The organism is Shewanella sp. SM87 (assembly GCF_025653705.1).
GTDB lineage: Bacteria > Pseudomonadota > Gammaproteobacteria > Enterobacterales > Shewanellaceae > Shewanella > Shewanella oncorhynchi.
This window is the reverse complement of record NZ_JAKKSC010000012.1, coordinates 94609-113560: the sequence shown is the minus strand read 5'-3', so window position 1 is coordinate 113560 and position 18952 is coordinate 94609. Positions and strand designations below refer to the sequence as shown.

The following is an 18952-nucleotide window of genomic DNA, read 5'->3' as shown; positions in this document are numbered from 1 at the left end:
TGAGGCGCGAGGCGTCGGTATAAAAGGTGTAGTTAAATGGAACTTTCGATTCGTAGTTTATTCACTGCAGCGAGTGCGGTGTTGTTATCTTCTTTAACTGTCATTCCTGCAGCTGACGCTGAGGATCACGACAAAATCGTCCATGGCCCAGTGGACTTGCCTAACGGGCAATGGCTCAATTTCTATCAAAAAGATCATAAAGTGTGGGGCGAAATGCTCTATGGCGATGCGCCCGGCGTGCGTCTTGATGATTATGGTTCTGCTGAAGTGGTTGCGGTTTTTTACCTCGATTTTGATAAAGGTGGCACCAAAGAAGTGGTTGTCATGCTTAAAGATGCCGATGGTCAGCATTTACGGGGCTATGGTTTTGAAGGAGATGATCTCACAAAACTCCCCCGTCTACAGGTTGTGCTTGATGAAGTGGCACCAACCTTAACCTCGTTTACCGTGGGTAGCGTTCGCAAAGTGTTAAGCCAAATTCCGCCGCAACAATATCGTATGACCTATGATGTTGACGCGATTGAAGATCCCGCCATTAAAGCGATTGTCGATGGTTCTACTAAGCTCAAGCCGACCTTAGTGGGTTATCGTAATTCCGAAGGTTCCCCCGTCGATGTGAAGACAGCCGTCGAATATAAATTACGTTATCCACTCACTCGTAAAGATAAAGATGCCCAAGGTAATGAGCATCAATATAGCCTTGTGACCACCTTTGATCGCAGTGGATATAGTGAAGAAGATGGCAGTTTTGTATTGGTGAGCGTGGCCTTTGAGGCCGATGACTTTGATTGGCTTAAAAGTGGTGGTGCCGTGATCCCTAAAACTGGCCCATCCTACGATTTTATGAGTATGAGCATGGCGAGTACTTGGGCAGGGCTTGCCAGTGAAAGTCATTATGCCCAAGGCGTGCTTGATGGCCCGTATGCGGCCTACGATGGTCGCAATGGTAGCGTGGTTTACTCTGGTAACTACAAACAGGGCAAAAAAGTCGGTAAGTGGATGGAGACAGAGAACCAAGCCATTTATTGGGAAGGCGAATATCTTGACGGTAAAAAGCAAGGTAAATGGATTGCACAGTCGATGTTCGATGAGGCCGATAACTTTGGTTTTGCCCATTACAATCAGGATGTGCTCGACGGCCCCTACGAAGTCTATGAGCCCGATTATGACTCCAGTGCAGAAGGCGATAAGCGATTAGTGGCAAAAGGTATTTATCTTAATGGCGTAAAAGATGGCGAGTGGCTTGAGGCTGATGGCAGCAAAGGCCAATATCAAAAGGGTGTCAAACAAGGTCCTTGGGTCGATAAAGTGACGAGCGGACATTTCCGTGATCAAGTTGGTGAAGGCGCCTATCTTGCCGGAAAACGCACTGGCCTTTGGGTATTTAAAGCCGAAGATGGGACTCGTACCGAAGTGAACTATGTCAATGGCTTACGTCAAGGAGAGTCTAAATCATTCGACAAAAATAATCTGATGTTTAATACCCGTCATTATGAGCAGGGTCGCCTTAATGGTCAGAGTATTTGGTATTCAAGTCCTAATGTCGTGGTGGATATCGCTAATTACCGCCAAGGAGAGTTGGATGGCCAGCAAATGCGCTTTAATCCCCAGAACGGTGAGCTGACTGAACTAACGAGTTATAAATTCAATGAAGCGGTGACGCTTAAGCCTTCGCACGATGAATGTAGTATGCGTGAGAATCCCTACTCAGATGATTGTGAAGGGGTGATTAATGGTAAAAATGAAGCAATTTCATCGATAAAACACGGTGAGCAGCGCGAATATCATAGCAGCGGCTCCTTGTATAAATTGGCTTATTACACCAATGGCGCTGTAGATAAAGAATATCAGTTTGATTCCAATGGCCGTTTATTAAATTTAAAAACGTACAAAGCGGGTAAGGAATACGGCCCAAGTATCAGTTATTCCACTGATGGTGGTTACTCACTCTCCCGATATGGTCACCAAGTGAATAACCGTGTCTCTGGCCCCCATTACAGTTTCTATCCCAATGGGCAATTAAGAAGCCTGTGGAACTACTGCCAGCAAGAAGGCGAAACCTGGAACGGTGAACCTTACTACTGGGATAACGCCATTGCGCGCTGCGGTATACAGCGCGAGTACTTTGATAATGGTGCCGTGAGTTGTATTGAAGACCTCGATAGCAATTATGCCGTGGACAAAGTGTGTTACGACATGAATGGCAAGATAGCGAATGAAATGCTGCGTATCGATGAACAGCATGTGATCCACAAGCGCTACATTAACGGTGTCATCTATTCCGAAGAGCCGGGTTTTGCCGATTACTCACATATCACTAAGGGCCGTAAGATTTATCACTTAGAGAACCCAAAAACTCATGGGGTGTATAAGTCTTATAAAAATGGCAAGTTAGAATACGAGAAAATGTATGATATGGGTAAGGCTGGATGCCTTAAAAAGTACGATGCTAACGGCAAGCAAACCCCAGAAACGGCGAGTTGTCAGTTTTAAAATGCTAGGTTTGGGCTAGTGGCTAGAACCTGTTTGGCTTAGGATAATGGATGAGTTTGGTGGTTGGTTTCATTGCGATAATCACCACGCTCTTCCATTCATAAAATAATAAAAAGGAAGTTTGCATGTCAGCCACAGAATACAGTCTCGAAATCAATCCCAGATTTACTGAAACCGACGGCCTCGGCCATATCAACAACACTGTTATCCCCGTATGGTGCGAAGCGGCGCGCACGCCAATCTTTGAGATTTTTAATCCCGAGTTAGATTTGCATCAGTGGAACTTAATCGTCGCGGGGTTTACCGTGGCATTTATCGCGCCGACTTACTATGGCAAGAGTGTCACAGTAAAAACCTATGTCAGCCGTATCGGTAATAGTAGCTTCGAGCTGACCCAAACCTGTTGGCAAGCGGGCAACAAGACCGCCGAAGTAAAAACTACACTCGTACATTACGATTACAGCAGTGAAAAAAGCCGCCCGATTCCTGAAGATATCCGCGAAATGCTCGCGAATCTGAATGGTGAAAGTGCTTAGTCTGCTTACTCTTTCGGTCAGCGTAATTGCAATTGCGCTGCTGAAGGGTTAATTTGTCGACCCGTTAACTGTGATGCAGATCACTTATCTGTATTGCTTAATTTTTATCGGTTCGGATTAACCATGAGATTCTATTTTACCCGCATGCGATCGAAGGACATTTGTCCACCAAGACAACCACTTAAAAAGATTGTGTGGTCATGGGTGGGGGCTTTCTGTGGCATTTACTTGGTTGCGAGTCTCGCAAATTATATGAGTGAAAACCTCGTCGACACTATGTTTGTCATTGGCTCGTTCGGCGCGTCGGCTGTGCTAGTGTACGGTGCACCGTTGGCGGAGTTTTCTCAGCCGCGTAACTTGATTGGTGGCAGTGTGTTATCGGCCTTAATTGGGGTCGCAGTGTACCAAGTGTGTGGCGATTATGTGGTGCTGTCGAGCGCCTTAGCGGTATCCCTGTCTATCGCATTCATGTACCTGACTCGCACTCTTCATCCTCCGGGCGGCGCAACGGCATTGATTGCCGTGATTGGCGGTGAAAACGTGCATCAACTCGGCTTTCTTTACGCGTTAATGCCAGTGTTCCTCGGCTCAGTATTACTCTTACTGGTCGCGCTGGTGGTCAATAATCTCTCCACCGATCCCAAGCGCCATTACCCTGTTTATTGGATTTAGCGAACTCGTTTTTAAATCTGCCTATTTTAAAAACTTCTGTACATACCAGCAGGTGGCTTGGATAGTAAACTCTTGGCCTTTAGCCCACTTTAAGCCGTGGCGCACTAAGCGTTCGGCAAGGCCTTTACCGCGCAGTTCGTTGGGGACAAAGGTGCGGCTAAAATCGATATCCTGGCCTGATAATCGGTATTCCAACACGGCTTCATAGCCATCGACAGGGATAATAAAACGCTGTTTATCCTGTTGATGTTCAATGGCTATCTCGATATTTTCGTTATCTGACATACATGCTTCCCTCAAGGTATGGCCTAAAGTGTGCTGGCAATTCGTTATCGATTTGAATAGCTTAAGCGACTTCGTGCTGTTTGAGAATCGCCAGCAGTTCTGCCGGTAACTCGGCTTTTTTGCCCGTTGTAAAGTTAAACATCACCGCGACTGAAGTGCCTAAGGTGGTTACTGCCTGCTGCTGTTTACTAAAAGCCTGATAATGCATGGTAAATCTATCGCTGTGAATATCGCTAATACTGACACTCACCAATAAAGTATCGGGGAAAGTCACTGGGCGTTTATAGCGAGCCTGATTTTCGCTGATTACGGGGCCAATACCGGATTTATACAGAGTATCTAGTGGGAAGAGGCGATTAAAAAAGTCGATACGTGCCGTTTCAAAATAGCGGAAATACACCACATTATTCACGTGTTGCAGGGCATCCATTTCGCCCCAAGCGACGGGGATTTCGGTGACTATAGGATGCTGTGCGAGAAACTTTTCCATTGCCTGTTCTTGTACACCTTCTTGCAACTGTTGTTTAAATCCCATGATAAAAATCCCAAGTTAAAACGCTCGTTTAAGCGGCCAGACTAGCAGCATAAGATTGCTGCGACAAGTCTTGGCCTAAGCTGATACTGTGGCTGATAATGGCAAGCAATGCCGATATGAGTAATGTCTTTAAAGGGTTAGGTTGAGCTATGTATATTGGACAAGCGGCAAAGCAAACAGGGCTGTCGATAAAAGCGATTCGCTTGTATGAGGAGTGGGGGCTCATCGACACTCCCGCACGTCAGGGGCGTTATCGTATTTATAGTGCGGCGGATATTAGGCTGTTGTTGCTGATCAAAGAGGCCAAAGCCCTCGGCATTAAGCTTGCCCAACTAAAAGATTTACTCGAACAAGGCGATAAGCATGCTCAGTTAGCCACAGTGCAGACTTTTTTGTTGGGTATTAAAGCGGATTTTTTACGCCAGATAAGTGAGTTAGAACATAAAGTCACTCAGTTAGATGCCTGTATTGATGGGCTCACCTCCTGTGAGTCGCAGCTGTTACCTTAGGTCTTGACTCTCCCCTTAGGGGCAGAGTTTATGCTATTTGCCACATTGACAGTTATGGAGTTTCATCGTGGCAAAAAAGATTTTAGTGATCTGTGGTAATCCTAAGGCGCAGAGTTTTTGTGATCATCTGGCTCAAACCTATGCCCAAGCGGCGGCAGATAAACACTCAGTGAGAATCGTCAAACTAGCTGAGCTGAATTTTGACCCGAATCTGACCTATGGTTATCGTCAACCTCAGCCACTCGAAGCCGATTTGCTAGCGTTTCAAGCGAATATCCAGTGGGCGGAGCATGTGGTGATTGTCACACCGATTTGGTGGGGCGGTATTCCTGCTAAGTTTAAAGGCTTAATCGATAGGACATTTTTATCTGGGTTTGCATTTCAATATGAGAAAGGTAAATTGATACCCGCTAAGTTGCTGCGCCATAAAACTTCGCGAATTATCATGACTATGGACACGCCGCCTTGGTATTACAAGTGGTTTCAAGGCGCTCCCGCGCTCAAACAGCTTGATACTACCACCTTAGTATTTAGTGGTTTTAAGCGGGCTAAGTCCAATATGTTGGGGCCAATGATGAGTGCTAAAGAGCCGCAATTGCAACAATGGCGAGCGTTGGTGCAGCGGCTGGGGAATTTAGGTTTATAGAATTTAGCGAAACAAGGAGTGGGGCGTGATTAAACAAGTGGGCAATACTCTTATTCAGCCAAAACACAGAGCGTCCTGCCATTGTGGTGCCGTGGTATTGGAGTTGTCATTGCCTAATGGCATCGAAAATCCACGCCGTTGCGATTGCTCTATTTGTCGCCGTAAGGGCGCAATGGTTGGCTCTGTGCCGCTGGCGGGGATTAAGATCCTCAAGGGTGAGGATGCGCTGAAACTCTATGAATTCAATACAAAAACTGCCAAACACTACTTCTGCTCTATCTGCGGTATTTACACCCATCACCAGCGACGTTCCAATCCCCATGAGTATGGTTACAACATTGGTTGCCTCGAAGGGGTTAATCCATTCGATCTCGAAAATGTGCCCACGAATGATGGCGTTAACCATCCTGCGGATCGTTAGATTATGAACATAGGTCAGTTTGCTGCACTCACAGGACTGTCGGCGCATACGCTCAGGTATTACGAGAAAATTGGCCTACTGCAGTCTGTCGTGCGAAATGGCAGCGGGCATCGTGATTATGCGGCGAAAGAAGCGGAATGGATTGGGTTTATCAATCGCTTAAAAGAAACGGGCATGCCGTTAAAGCAGATATTGACCTATGCCGAGCTGCGTGCCCAAGGCGATGTAACCGCTGGCCAGCGACAGCAGTTGCTCGAGCAACATGCAACACAATTGGCTGAGCGTATTCGCCAAGAGCAGGAGCATTTGGCTGCCCTTAAGCAAAAAATTCACTATTACCAAACTCATTTTTAGTGGCTAAGCTCAGTCGCTAACATTTGTGGTTAAATGCTAAAAAGCTAATAGTATTTACTTTTCTATTTGCTTGCTTGTGCCTCTAGTCGGTGAGTTAAGTAGAGGGGCAGTTTTACTGATCCGTATTGCCTGTGTCATCCATCAATGAACCATTGACTTAGAGTTAACTCTAAGGTTTAGGCTGCTTGCTGTGATTTAATCCAACAGGAGCTAAAAATGAGTAATCAAAGATATGTGCAGGGCCTCGCTAAACTGACTGAAATCGACGGTGAGGCGGGGGAGAAAGTCATCCGCAGTCTTGCCGATATTTGCCCTGACTTAGGCAAGTACATTATTGAATATCCTTTTGGGGATATTTATCAGCGTGAAGGGCTCGACCTTAAGACGCGGGAGCTAGTGACAGTTGCCGCACTCACGGCGCTAGGGCATTGTCAGCCACAGTTAAACGTACATATTAATGGCGCATTGAATGTGGGTTGTACGCCGCAGGAAATTGTTGAGGTGATATTGCAAATGTCGGTTTATGCTGGCTTTCCTGCTGCACTTAATGGCATGTTTGTCGCTAAAACCGTATTTTCCGAGCGGGAATTAAGCGTCGTTTAGTTAGTCCTGAGTCAGGTTTATCGATTTGCAAAAGTGACCATAAGGCCGCTTTGATTTCCTCTCTCAAGTTCATTTTAGTTGGATTTAAACGGGCGATGGGGTGTTGCAGAGCTTTCATTCGACTCTAAACAGAACGTTCGACTTTGGCTAGAGAATAGCCAAAGTGACCAATATACCGAGATTGAGTGGCACAGTTGCCAACACTGTGCTTTGCACATTACAGTGGCAAATGTTGCCCGTCTTACTATTTCAATGGAATGTAAAATAATAATGAATTTAATAGGTTACATTGGGTCAGCTCGCCAATACTTGCGAAAGCTCAGTTTACCATCACTGAGTGAAATCCGTTTAGGTTTGGGCAAATTTTGGCGCTGTCTTATCCAAGGGGTGGCTAAGTTATCCTTTGCGCAAAAGCTGTATCTTATTGCTTTGATATTGGCTTTTAGTAGCGAGTTAATGGGGTTGGTCGCTGTGATTGCCGTAATCGCTATGGCCATCGAGTTTTGGCCTGTGTTCGAGCGGGTTTGGCACAGTTTGGCGGGCAAAGCTGTGTTGTTGCTGTTTTATGCGATGATTGCCAACTTTGCTTTGGGCTGGTCTGGCGCGATAGTTAACGAAGTGGTTGGGGTCTCAGCAAGCGATCTCAATTACACCCATAACTTAGCGATTCTACTCTATATGCCCGCTTGGTTTTTGATGGTAAGCGCGATTGTGCTGCTGGCATTGCAGTTGATTATTCCTATCTATTTAATATTGATCTTTTTGCTTAAACCTTTAGGCGTCAAATCGTTACGGCTTACCTCGCATACTTCATTCCGTAAAACGACTTTTTTGATCCGTATCGTGCTAGCGACTGTGGTTTTGTATCACTTGAGCCTGTTAATTGATTTAGAGACGCGCATTGAAACCTCATTTGGCAACTTTATTACCTCTCCCCAAGAAGCCGCTAAGCATGCGCCTCGCGAGCCTAAATCGGGACGGTTGCCGGATGCGACCGATGTGTTGACGGTACCGATTGTAGAGCTAACTCAGACTGCTCTTGACTCTGAAAGCGATAAATCGAGCAAGGCTGAGAATAGTAATGATGACAGCGAGCTGGAAGAGGAAGATCGCAAAAAGGCCTACGCCTCGGTGCGAACTCAATATCAGTACTTAGTGCGGCAATGGCTAGCTACGTTCGCATTTTCACTTGAAGCCAATGGCCGCTCGCGTTGTAAAAAGCCTGCCGAGTCGAATGTGATTGAATTAAATGATTACGAGATTTTGCTGATCACACCCGATAAGAATGCGGATTATGGTTATCGTTTTGAGGTGGAAAAATGTATCTCGGCCGCGTTTCCGCTGGCGGTGAAGGGTAATTGAGTCAATTAATAAAAAAGCGACCACAAGGTCGCTTTCGTTTTATCGGCTAAATCAGCTTGAGCTGACTGAGTCGACTATCGTGTTATTCAACCATCACGTTATTCAATAATCGCATTATTCAATCAGCAGCTCATCGAAGCTGCTGATTTTGCGGAACTCGCCAGTGCGTTGCTTGCTGTCGCGAACCATTTGGCAGGTCATCATACCCGCAGCGTCAGCAGCCTTTAATTCTTCAATAACATCAGACACAAACAGCACTTGTTTGGGGCTTAAGCTGATAGTGTTGAGGATATTGCAGTAAGCCTGCTTATCTAATTTGTTGCCCGTACGGGTGTCGAAATGGCCGTTAAACATTTCAGTTAAATCGCCGCCGTCACTGTGGCCGAACAACAGTTTTTGCGCGTCGACTGAGCCGGATGAAAAACTGTAAATACGCAGGTTTTGTGCGCTAAAACGTTTCACCGCTTCAATAAAGTCCGGGAAGATATGGCCCTTAAATTCGCCATGGGCATAGCCTTGCTTCCAAATTAACCCTTGTAAGGTTTTAAGTGGCGTAGCTTTACGGTCTTCGTTGACCCACTGTTGCAGTATCTCAGTTACACGCGCTAAGTCAGCCTCGGGCTCTAGGGCGATATCTTTAGTGTCACAAATACAGTTTTCAACCAATACATTGTGTTGGTTCTGTTCTAAAAAGTCTGGCAAGGCTTTGACAGAATAGGGGAATAGTACATCTTGGATAAAGTTTAGGTCTGTCGTGGTGCCTGCTGTGTCTACGACTATGGCTCTGATACCCATAATGTTTTGATACTCCACAATATGTTGGCTAAAAAATGCAACTCCGATCCTAAGCGTTATTGGTGAAATTGGCTAGTCTATTTCACCCAAACACATGGGCAAATTGTGGGTGATATCACTAAGCGATAAGATTGAAATTTGATTAATCTAGTAATTTTAAAAGCTTATCCACTGATTATCCGAGAAAACACTAACTTGTTACTGGATTTCATCTCGTTTATTGCGCATAAGTTTGTGGTAGACATAAGACTATGGTCTTAATAGCTAAGGGAAATTTAGGCTGCTATTGTAGCTAATGTCTCTTTACTCCTTTATACCTTGCATGCTGTGGTTTTCGGGAGACGAGATAGCATATTCACCTGCGAATAGAGAGACCTTACATGAAATATTTACCCGCACTTGGCTTTGGTATCCTATTAGCCTTATTGAGTTTTATCAGCTTCTCATTGGTCGCCAGCGCAGGTTATATGTTGGACATGTTGAGTGCGGTGCCTCACCTCTCGCATAACAGTGTGGAGTATCTTTTGTTGGCGGCTCATGATGCGAGTTTGCTGATATTGCTTGCAGGTTTAGTGCTTTATGCTTACCACAGGATCTTTCCTAAACTTCCCTTCGATTGGTTTACCGCTGTGCTTATCCAAATGCCCCTTGGCTTGGCGGTACTGGTATTAGATGGTTTTACTTTAAACCTGTTTTCATTCAAAGGTTTTGCACTAACGTTGACCACTTTAGCCGCTTCATTTGGGGTGTTAAGCCTCTTTTGGTTGCTCCAACGCAGAGCTAAGCGCTTCGAGGCGAGGTTGAGTAAATAAGCAGAATTTACAGAACATAGCGTAGGCGCAGTGCCGTTTGTTCAACAGGGGATAACGCGAGCCACTGTTCTCGGATTTCCACTGCTTCCTGCGGATAGTCGGTAATGAGTACATCGGCTCCCAGCGCCAACATGCGCAGCATTTGCCGTGGATTATTTACTGTCCATACATGCACTTGCTTACCTCCTTTGTGTGCTCTGGCGATAAATTTTTCGTTAGTAATCGATTGATTGACCGCTAAGAATTGTGTATTCGCCTTAATGGGATCGCCAATGGATTGAGTGACGATAAGGCCTGTGTGAATGGAAGGGTCGAGTCGTTGCACTTCTTCAATGGCTCTTGCTTCGAGCGATGTAATCACCACTTGTTGTGTCATTTTCTCTTGTTGCAATAAGGCGACAACGGCCTGCGCCAAGCTGGGATCGGCTTGATTATATTTAAGCTCAATGTTCAAACCGATTTTGTTGCGTGCCTCATTAAGCATCTCTAGTAGTGTTGGTACGGATTCCCCTGCAAAGGCAGCACTGTGCCAGCTCCCCGCATCAAGTTGTTGCATTTCGCTCGCACTGAGGTTGGCAACTCGCCTGGGATCGCCCGCTATGCGCATCAAATCAGCATCGTGCAATACCATTAAGGTGCCATCGGATGCCGTTTGCACATCGATTTCGGCATAATCCGCCTTTTCTGCAATCGCTAAACGCAAAGCCGCAAGGGTATTTTCTGGTGCCCTAGCAGCGCCAGCACGGTGGGCAGTAATCAGGATTTCATCCCTTTGTGGTTCACTATTGAGGGCATATACCCCTAATCCCAACATGATTAAAAAAGTGCCGACCAACATCCCGCTTATTGTATAAAGCGACAGTTCAGACGTTCTTTTTACCGTTTGTCGCCCAAGGCGTTCTAACCCTGCGGGTTTTTCTCCCAGCTGGCGGTATAGCAGCAATATGATAAAGGCTTCCCCAAACATTCCGAGTAAGGACCATGCCGCACTGAGCATAAAAATCAGTGCAGAGACGAGGGCCAATATGGCTAATTCTGCCGAAAGTGTCAGCGTAACCCTATCGAGTAAAATATCGGCTCCCCAGGAGATCAGCAGCATTAAGGGATACACCAAAGCACCTATCCTCAACCACCAACCCGCAGCGTGCCACATAATCGGGCGTTCATTGCCTGCGCTTAATTGCCAACTGCGTTTGAGTGCCGTCAAAGCATCGGTCGTTTCACTCACAATAATCGTCAGTGAAAAGGCCGCTTTGGCCCACAGATATAAGGCAACAAGGACATAGATTATCGCTAAGAAGGCCATACTCGTTAAGGCGAGATACCAGTCTATAGGCTTGAAATACAAGTAGTAATTGATGTCGTGTCCCTGTAGAAACACGCTGAAAATCAGATATCCTAACCCGATAAAAGGTACGCTGAGCAGCAATAAGCAAGCCGCATAAATGCTACCAAGGCGGATAAATACGGGTAAGCGCGCTGTCGCGAAAATCAGCGCCCGCACTGGGCCAATGGGAATATCGTATAACCCAGATGCTGCGAGAATCGTGACTCCAGCACGTTGGGTAAAAAACACGGTAAAGCTGCTGAATAGAGTAATGACCATAAACAGCAAGCCATAGGGAGACATGGCGAAGGCGATTAAGTCGTAATTGGTGATGGTGACATTGCCCGTTTTGGCAATCAGATGGCGCAGTAGCCAACCAAAAGACGGGACGATAATACCCGCCGACACTAAGGTGAATAACAGTTCAAATTCAATGAGTTTTCTACCGCAGCGACGAATGGCTTTAAGCGTGTCATGCCAGTAACTGTGTTCAGGATTGAGCATGCAGCTTCCTTAATCGTGCGAGTTTAGGACTGTAATTTAGCAGCGTTTCTGGTTGACGGTTAGTCATTCGTGCAATGTTTTAGGTGTGGGTAGTTCGTTAAAGTCTTCTTCTCAATGATTTTACAGAAGACCTATGGGTACCGGATTACATTCGACAATGATTAACAGTTCTGCTGAGTGGCTACTCAAAGCGTTGAATATCTCTTGGCCAACCAGATTCTAAGGTGGCAACTCTTCAGTGGGGCGTTGCATAGTTGACATGCATGTCAATAGTGTCGATAATGTTGGCAACAACTAACCCTTCTGTCACGCGTGGCATTGCGACCCCTGATGGTTGGGAGATAAAGCCGGCGAAAGCCGGTTTTTTCATATCTAAAGGAATATACTAGTTTGAAAACAAGGGTTTATGTCGATGGATATAACTTGTATTACGGTTGTTTAAGAAATACTAGCTATAAATGGTTAGATTTAAAAAAATTATTCCTTACCTATATTCTCCCCAGTTCCGTTCCGTTTCCATACACAGTAGATCCTATTTCGATTAAGTTTTATACTGCGAAAATTTTAGAGAAAGCTGGGCGAGCCCATGATTCTGTCGCTGATCAAGATGCTTATCATAGAGCATTGCGCATGGCCTATTCTGATAAGAGTGTTGAGATTATCGAAGGATATTATTCGATAGATCAAGTTTCTGCTTATTTGATTGATTCTAATAATCCTAATGTCTGGCCGAGAAATTGCCAGCGTGCGAATATTTGGAAGTTAGAAGAAAAACAGAGTGATGTTAATTTAGCATTGGATTCAGTTGTAGATGCAATACTCGATCCTGAACTTGAACACATTGTTTTTGTAACGAATGATACCGATATCGTCCCCGCATTACGTAAACTAAAGCAAGTAACAACAGCTAAAATTGGTCTGATTATCCCAACTCGAAAATTAGAAAGAAGTCCAAATGCAGATTTAGCCGAGCTTGCTGATTGGACGAGGACTCATATTACTACTGATGAATTGAGTCTTTCACTGTTACCTCGTTCGATTACTGGGTTAAAAAAATCTGTGAATAGGCCTATTTCATGGTTTGGTCAACCAGCCATTGTTAATGATATTTTACATGTTTTAGAAGAAGTCATTCCTAGTCCTGCAAAAAGATGGAAATGGTTAGACGAGGTAAAACCTAGTCCAGAGGGATTACCTGTTTTAAGTGATATCCCAAGTAATTTATTAGACTTTGAAGAAACTGCTTTGGATGTTTTAATACATGCAAGAGCTTATGTTGAATACCGAAAAAAAAGTAACTGATTCACTCTGTACCAGACTGACTCATCACACCGCTAAAACCCGCCATTGGGCTCTACATTTGCTATTAGAACGCATTTTTTTACCCTAAAATGAATCAAATTCCTTAAGAACGGATTCAAGTAACTTTGATGACGGCACATTATCAACATAACGAGTTTGTGATGGTGGCGCAGTTTCCTGTAACGCAAATTGCATCAGGCTAATGGCCAAACTAGGTCATCAATATGCACGGGAGTTGATTAGATTAAGCACTGGTTTGTAAGTGACCGTTCGTGACAGGGAGGTCACGGTCGAGCCCTCAAGGATGAGTTTATGGCGCGTCACTGGAAAGCCAGTGCTTAATCATTTTCTGATTATTTGCACATTGCCGCACACTCAGTACAGGGCTGCTTAGTTGACACAATCAACTAATCTCGATATTGTTGATACAGTCAACTATATCGAGAGCCTTCTATGTCGTCATTGTCACTCAGTGAAACCTTACACAGATTAGTGCATGCCTACAAAAAGCAATTGCGTAGTGATATTGCTGCACAAGAGATTGATTTACCTGTCACTCATATCCGTGCCTTGAAGGGGGTTTGTCGTAATCCTGAATCGACGGCCCAGTCTACCGCCCTGCGTATGCAGCGGGATAAAGCACAAATTACCCGTGTTCTTAATGAGCTACAGCAGAGCGGGTTGATCACTAAAATCGATAACCCTAAGGATGGCCGCAGCCAGTTACTGCGACCCACGGCTGAGGGGGAAAAGATCATGACTCAGATCAATGCCTCAGAACGTAAAACCGTGGCGCGCATGACACAGGCGCTCAGTTCAGCCGAAGTTGATACTTTTATTAAACTTGCCAATCGGATCAGTAAAAGTGTGGATGATGCCGCTGCCGCCAGAAGTGAAACTGATTGCCTTACTCAAAAAAGACCATCTAGTAAGCCAAAAGATACGGCTGGAAAAGGAGCCATTGAGTTGCGCTTAACGGCAGAAAACGCAATAGGAGAAAATCATAATGAATAAACCTGCACCACGTGAGCTAGAAGTGATCCGCTCCACTTATATTACTCCGCATATGTTACGCATCACCTTAGGCGGTGCGGGATTGGCTGGATTTCCTGCCGATCAAGAGAGTGCCTATATCAAGTTGTTATTCCCACAAGCGGGTGAGCGTCCATTAATGCGAACCTACACAATTCGCCAGCAACGCAATGATGAAATTGATGTGGATTTTGTACTGCACGATACTGACGGCCCCGCATCGAGTTGGGCGAAATCGGTGCAGGTGGGCGAACTCATTCAAATTGGCGGACCCGGACTTAAAAAACTGATCAACTTTGAGGCGGATTGGTTTTTACTCGCAGGTGATATGACAGCCTTACCCGCAATTAGCGTGAATCTGGCAAAATTGCCAAACAATGCAGTAGGTTACGCTGTGGTAGAAGTGCTAAGTGAAGCAGATATTCAACCTTTAGTGCATCCTGAACGCGTCGAGCTGCATTGGGTGATCAATCCTGAAGCCGATCCCGAAGGTCGCCCTTTGGTCGAGCGAATTGCCCAATTACCTTGGCTTGCTGGCGAGCCAGCCGTGTGGATTGCCTGTGAATTTAACAGCATGCGCGCGCTAAGAAGACACTTTAAGCAAGCGCATTCACTGCCCAAGAGCCATTTTTACACATCGAGCTATTGGAAAATTGGTTGTAATGAGGGCGAGCATAAGCTGGTAAAACAAGAAGATGAACAGTTAGAAAATGGGACTAGTGTTTAAATCAAGATAAGGTCGCCAAGTTTGATTTAGCGACCTTATCTAACCTTTCGCTTATGCCGTTTTTGCTGCTGATGCACCTATTATTGATGCATTTAGGCTACTGGTGAACTAGCTTGCCATTCTTCACCACATCTTTGCAGGGATTGACGCCGTAGCTGTAGGCCAACTGTGCAGGCGTGGCGATATCCCACAGACAAAAATCGGCTTGTTTGCCAACGACTAAACTGCCAACAGTGTCTTCAATTCCTAGTGCTTTGGCGGCATTTAAGGTGAGTCCTGTTAGGGCTTCTTCTGGTGTTAAGCGGAACAAGGTGCAGCCCATATTCAGCATCAACAGGGTTGAGCAAATGGGGGATGAACCTGGGTTGAAATCGCTGGCGAGCACCATAGGTACGCCGTATTGGCGCAGTAAATCGATAGGTGGTTTTTGGGTTTCCCGCAAAAAGTAAAACGCGCCTGGCAACAGTACGGCGCAGGAGCCGCTTTCACTTAAGGCTTTTACGCCTGCCTCATCTAAATATTCGATATGATCCACAGACTTAGCACCAAGACGTGCGGCCAGTGCGCTGCCACCCATATTAGTTAACTGCTCGGCATGGAGCTTAATCTCTAAGCCCGCCGCTTTGGCTGCGCTGAGTACCCGTTCGGTTTGCTCAAGGTTAAAGGCGATATTCTCGCAGAACACATCTACCGCATCGGCGAGGTTTTCGGCGATCACTGCGGGCAGCATCTTATTGATAATTAAGTCGACGTAGCCGTCGCTATTGTCTTTATATTCTGGCGGAATCGCATGGGCGCCAAGGAATGTGGTCTTCACATCTACGTGGTGATGCTTGCCGAGCTCGCGGGCGACACGGAGGATTTTCAATTCAGTTTCAGTATCTAAGCCGTAACCCGATTTGATCTCAACCGTAGTCACCCCTTCTTTGGCGAGCGCATTTAAACGCTGACGGCCGAGTTCAAATAATTCTGCTTCATCCGCTTCGCGGCAAGCTTTAACGGTTGAAATAATGCCGCCACCTGCACGAGCAATTTCTTCGTAACTGGCGCCCTGTAGGCGTAACTCAAATTCATTGGCGCGATTACCGGCAAAGATTAAGTGGGTGTGGGCGTCAATTAATCCTGGGGTGATCCAACCGCCTTTGCCCCTGTAAACGGGAATTGACAAAACATCGAAGGCGGGCAGTTCGCTGCGGGGGCCAAGCCAAGCAATTTTGCCATCTTTTACTGCGATGGCCGCGTTGGTGATCGCACCATAAGGTGCTGATACGGAAGGGTCCATTGTGGCTAAGTTAACGTCTATCCAAACCTGATCCCAAGACATGTATTCCCCTCGCTGTGCTGGCAGATGTTAACCAAGTGATTAACGGTTTATTAAATTTATGTGAGCTGGCTTGTATTTACTTGTATATACAAGCTAGGATTGTAGCCGCAATTTTGAACGTTTGAAAGAGTGAATAGCACCTAGATTCTAGGGCTTTATATTGAGGAAATGTTTTGGCTACCCCTAAGTTTGCAGAAATTAAGCAATACATTATCTCCTCTATCGAGTCGGGTGAGTGGGAAGAGCATGCTCGCGTGCCTTCTGAGAATCAGCTTGCCGATTTGTTTACCTGCAGCCGAATGACGGCGCGACGTGCGCTAACCGAGCTGACAGATAGCGGTGTGCTTGAGCGTTCTCAAGGGCTAGGCACCTTCGTCGCAGGGTGTAAATCCCAGTCGTCTATATTGGCGATCCGCAATATTGCCGATGAGATAAAAGACCGCGGCCACGGCTATAGCGTGCAGCAATGGGTGTTAGAACAAGTCGTGGCGAGTACGAGTATCGCAATTTCCCTTGGGCTTGAGCACGGTGCGACAGTCTTCCATTCGATCTTAGTGCATTGCGAGCAGGGCTTACCGTTGCAAGTTGAAGAGCGTTATGTGAATCCTGAGCTGGTACCCGATTATTTATTGCAGGATTTTACCCAGCAGACACCCCACGAATATTTGTCCCAAGTGGCACCGCTGACCGAGGCGCATCACACGATTGAAGCGATTATCGCCAGTGAAGCATTACAGCAAAGGCTCGAAATCCCCGCCACTGAGCCCTGTTTACAGATTTTACGCCGCACTTGGTCACGCCAAGGCGTCGTGAGTTTCGCAAAATTAGTTCACCCAGGTAGCCGCTTTAAACTCGGCGGCCACTTAACCTTTAGTAAGTAACGCCAGTGGCGTGATCAACAGATGTAAATCAGTAACTTAAATAGCTGCACCCTTATAAGTTAAAAGATAAAAACACAATAAAAATAATAGTGCTAACCCGTATTAGCGAGTTCGAGTTAGTACCACAGGTTGAAAGAGGAAAATTCAATGGATAAGCGCCACGACCCAAGCCGCCGTATTATTGCACCGCATGGCACACAATTAAGCTGTAAGAGTTGGCTCACCGAAGCGCCAATGCGTATGTTAATGAACAACTTACATCCCGATGTCGCCGAGCGCCCAGAAGACTTAGTCGTCTACGGCGGTATTGGCCGCGCCGCCCGCGACTGGGATTGTTATGACAAAATCATCGAAGTCTTACAACGCCTCGAAGACGACGAAACCTTATTAGTGCAATCGGGCAAACCTGTGGGCGTATTTCGCACCCATGCTGATGCACCGCGCGTGCTGATTGCTAACTCAAACCTAGTGCCACATTGGGCTAACTGGGAACATTTCAACGAGTTAGATAAGCTAGGTTTGGCCATGTACGGCCAGATGACCGCAGGTTCGTGGATCTACATTGGTACTCAAGGCATAGTTCAAGGCACCTACGAGACTTTCGTTTCTGTAGCGAAACAGCACTTTGAGGGTATCTCCAAAGGCAAATGGATCCTCACTGGCGGGCTAGGTGGCATGGGCGGCGCGCAAACGCTGGCGGGCACTATGGCGGGCTTCTCGGTGTTAGCCTGTGAAGTCGACGAGACCCGCATCGATTTCCGTTTGCGCACCCGCTATGTCGACAAGAAAGCCACTTCGCTCGATGAAGCATTGGCGATGATTGAAGCGGCAAACCAAGCTGGCAAGCCAGTATCCGTTGGCTTACTGGCAAATGCCGCCGATGTGTTTGCCGAACTGGTTAAGCGCGGCGTTACTCCTGATGTCGTAACCGACCAAACCTCGGCCCACGATCCATTAAACGGTTATCTGCCGCAGGGTTGGACTATGGCAGAGGCCGCAGCTATGCGTAAAACCGACGAAGCTGCTGTGGTTAAGGCGGCAAAAGCCTCGATGGCGGTGCAAGTACAAGCCATGCTCGATTTGCAAACTGCCGGCGCAGCAACGCTCGATTACGGCAACAACATTCGCCAAATGGCGTTTGAAGTGGGCGTTGAAAACGCCTTTGATTTCCCAGGCTTTGTGCCTGCATACATTCGTCCGCTGTTCTGTGAAGGCATTGGCCCGTTCCGCTGGGTAGCACTGTCTGGCGATCCAGAAGATATCTATAAAACCGACGCTAAAGTGAAAGAGCTTATTCCGGATAATCCACATCTGCACAATTGGTTAGACATGGCACGCGAGCGCATCGCCTTCCAAGGTTTGCCTGCGCGTATCTGCTGGGTCGGCTTAAAAGATCGCGCCCGTTTAGCGTTAGCCTTTAATGAAATGGTCAAAAATGGCGAGTTGTCGGCGCCCGTGGTGATTGGCCGCGATCACTTAGATTCTGGCTCTGTTGCCAGCCCGAACCGCGAAACCGAATCTATGCTGGACGGCTCAGATGCGGTATCCGATTGGCCATTATTGAATGCATTACTCAACACCGCTAGCGGCGCAACTTGGGTGTCTTTGCACCACGGTGGTGGTGTCGGCATGGGCTTTAGCCAACATTCGGGTGTGGTGATTGTGTGTGACGGCACAGATGCGGCGGCCAAACGTGTTGGCCGTGTGCTGTGGAATGACCCAGCGACAGGCGTGATGCGCCATGCCGATGCGGGCTACGAGATTGCGAAAAACTGCGCCAAAGAGCAAGGCCTCGACTTACCTATGCAAGAGTAGCCGATGCTAACTTCTTA

20 protein-coding genes are annotated in these 18952 nt (G+C 46.5%); 15 read left to right on the top strand and 5 right to left on the bottom strand.

The window, feature by feature from the left end; all coding sequences use genetic code 11:
- Positions 1-36: 36 nt before the first annotated feature.
- From L5M11_RS11820 to L5M11_RS11810, 3 genes are all read left to right on the top strand, one after another.
- The gene (locus L5M11_RS11820) at positions 37-2493 is read left to right on the top strand and encodes a toxin-antitoxin system YwqK family antitoxin (protein ID WP_263192163.1); all 2457 of its coding nucleotides are present in this window, start codon (positions 37-39) and stop codon (positions 2491-2493) included.
- Between the two features lie 125 nt (positions 2494-2618).
- Positions 2619-3029 (top strand): acyl-CoA thioesterase, encoded by a 411-nt coding sequence (locus L5M11_RS11815; protein ID WP_168826862.1) that lies wholly within the window; start codon positions 2619-2621, stop codon positions 3027-3029.
- A gap of 123 nt (positions 3030-3152) precedes the next feature.
- A complete protein-coding gene (locus L5M11_RS11810; protein ID WP_198573880.1) occupies positions 3153-3701 on the top strand; it encodes an HPP family protein in 549 nt (182 codons plus the stop codon).
- A 21-nt stretch (positions 3702-3722) separates the two neighbouring features.
- Here the strand turns inward: L5M11_RS11810 and L5M11_RS11805 are convergent, their stop codons facing one another.
- Both L5M11_RS11805 and L5M11_RS11800 read right to left on the bottom strand, forming a co-directional pair.
- The gene (locus L5M11_RS11805) at positions 3723-3986 is read right to left on the bottom strand and encodes a GNAT family N-acetyltransferase (RefSeq protein ID WP_263192162.1); all 264 of its coding nucleotides are present in this window, start codon (positions 3984-3986) and stop codon (positions 3723-3725) included.
- Between the two features lie 61 nt (positions 3987-4047).
- Entirely contained in the window at positions 4048-4476 is a 429-nt protein-coding gene (locus L5M11_RS11800) for an acyl-CoA thioesterase (RefSeq protein WP_263192180.1), read from the bottom strand.
- Between the two features lie 194 nt (positions 4477-4670).
- Here L5M11_RS11800 and L5M11_RS11795 point away from each other — a divergent pair, with 194 nt between their 5' ends.
- From L5M11_RS11795 to L5M11_RS11770, 6 genes are all read left to right on the top strand, one after another.
- Positions 4671-5030: a MerR family transcriptional regulator gene (locus L5M11_RS11795; protein ID WP_263192160.1), complete on the top strand. Its 360-nt coding sequence runs from the start codon at positions 4671-4673 to the stop codon at positions 5028-5030.
- A gap of 67 nt (positions 5031-5097) precedes the next feature.
- Positions 5098-5676 (top strand): NAD(P)H-dependent oxidoreductase, encoded by a 579-nt coding sequence (locus L5M11_RS11790; RefSeq protein WP_263192159.1) that lies wholly within the window; start codon positions 5098-5100, stop codon positions 5674-5676.
- 25 nt (positions 5677-5701) lie between these two features.
- Positions 5702-6097 (top strand): GFA family protein, encoded by a 396-nt coding sequence (locus L5M11_RS11785; protein WP_105250932.1) that lies wholly within the window; start codon positions 5702-5704, stop codon positions 6095-6097.
- Between the two features lie 3 nt (positions 6098-6100).
- A complete protein-coding gene (locus L5M11_RS11780; RefSeq protein ID WP_263169376.1) occupies positions 6101-6451 on the top strand; it encodes a MerR family transcriptional regulator in 351 nt (116 codons plus the stop codon).
- A 216-nt stretch (positions 6452-6667) separates the two neighbouring features.
- A complete protein-coding gene (locus tag L5M11_RS11775; protein ID WP_263142254.1) occupies positions 6668-7054 on the top strand; it encodes a carboxymuconolactone decarboxylase family protein in 387 nt (128 codons plus the stop codon).
- Positions 7055-7324: 270 nt separating this feature from the next.
- Positions 7325-8416 carry a hypothetical protein gene (locus tag L5M11_RS11770; RefSeq protein ID WP_212601144.1) on the top strand — a complete coding sequence of 364 codons (1092 nt, stop codon included), beginning with the start codon at positions 7325-7327 and terminating at the stop codon, positions 8414-8416.
- 114 nt (positions 8417-8530) lie between these two features.
- Here L5M11_RS11770 and mtnC read toward each other — a convergent pair whose 3' ends face one another.
- The gene (gene mtnC / locus L5M11_RS11765; RefSeq protein WP_105253037.1) at positions 8531-9211 is read right to left on the bottom strand and encodes an acireductone synthase; all 681 of its coding nucleotides are present in this window, start codon (positions 9209-9211) and stop codon (positions 8531-8533) included.
- Between the two features lie 380 nt (positions 9212-9591).
- Between mtnC and L5M11_RS11760 the strand changes: the two genes are divergently transcribed.
- Complete coding sequence (locus tag L5M11_RS11760; protein ID WP_263192158.1) at positions 9592-10023, top strand: hypothetical protein; 432 nt, start codon at positions 9592-9594, stop codon at positions 10021-10023.
- 7 nt (positions 10024-10030) lie between these two features.
- Here L5M11_RS11760 and L5M11_RS11755 read toward each other — a convergent pair whose 3' ends face one another.
- A complete protein-coding gene (locus tag L5M11_RS11755; RefSeq protein ID WP_263192156.1) occupies positions 10031-11854 on the bottom strand; it encodes a glycerophosphodiester phosphodiesterase in 1824 nt (607 codons plus the stop codon).
- 390 nt (positions 11855-12244) lie between these two features.
- On the opposite strand from L5M11_RS11755, the gene L5M11_RS11750 reads away from it, so the two are divergent.
- The 3 genes from L5M11_RS11750 (at position 12245) to L5M11_RS11740 (ending at position 14915) form a co-directional block, all read left to right on the top strand.
- Positions 12245-13156 carry an NYN domain-containing protein gene (locus L5M11_RS11750; RefSeq protein ID WP_263192155.1) on the top strand — a complete coding sequence of 304 codons (912 nt, stop codon included), beginning with the start codon at positions 12245-12247 and terminating at the stop codon, positions 13154-13156.
- Positions 13157-13609: 453 nt separating this feature from the next.
- The gene (locus L5M11_RS11745; protein ID WP_263192153.1) at positions 13610-14170 is read left to right on the top strand and encodes a MarR family winged helix-turn-helix transcriptional regulator; all 561 of its coding nucleotides are present in this window, start codon (positions 13610-13612) and stop codon (positions 14168-14170) included.
- Positions 14163-14915, top strand: a complete 753-nt coding sequence (locus L5M11_RS11740) for a siderophore-interacting protein (protein ID WP_263192152.1) — start codon at positions 14163-14165, stop codon at positions 14913-14915. Before L5M11_RS11745 ends, L5M11_RS11740 begins: the two co-directional genes overlap by 8 nt.
- A 97-nt stretch (positions 14916-15012) precedes the next feature.
- Here L5M11_RS11740 and hutI read toward each other — a convergent pair whose 3' ends face one another.
- Complete coding sequence (hutI, locus tag L5M11_RS11735) at positions 15013-16239, bottom strand: imidazolonepropionase (RefSeq protein WP_263192151.1); 1227 nt, start codon at positions 16237-16239, stop codon at positions 15013-15015.
- Between the two features lie 173 nt (positions 16240-16412).
- On the opposite strand from hutI, the gene hutC reads away from it, so the two are divergent.
- Positions 16413-17120 (top strand): histidine utilization repressor, encoded by a 708-nt coding sequence (hutC, locus tag L5M11_RS11730; RefSeq protein WP_263192150.1) that lies wholly within the window; start codon positions 16413-16415, stop codon positions 17118-17120.
- Positions 17121-17267: 147 nt separating this feature from the next.
- Positions 17268-18935 carry a urocanate hydratase gene (hutU, locus tag L5M11_RS11725; RefSeq protein ID WP_263183228.1) on the top strand — a complete coding sequence of 556 codons (1668 nt, stop codon included), beginning with the start codon at positions 17268-17270 and terminating at the stop codon, positions 18933-18935.
- Positions 18936-18952 lie beyond the last annotated feature (17 nt).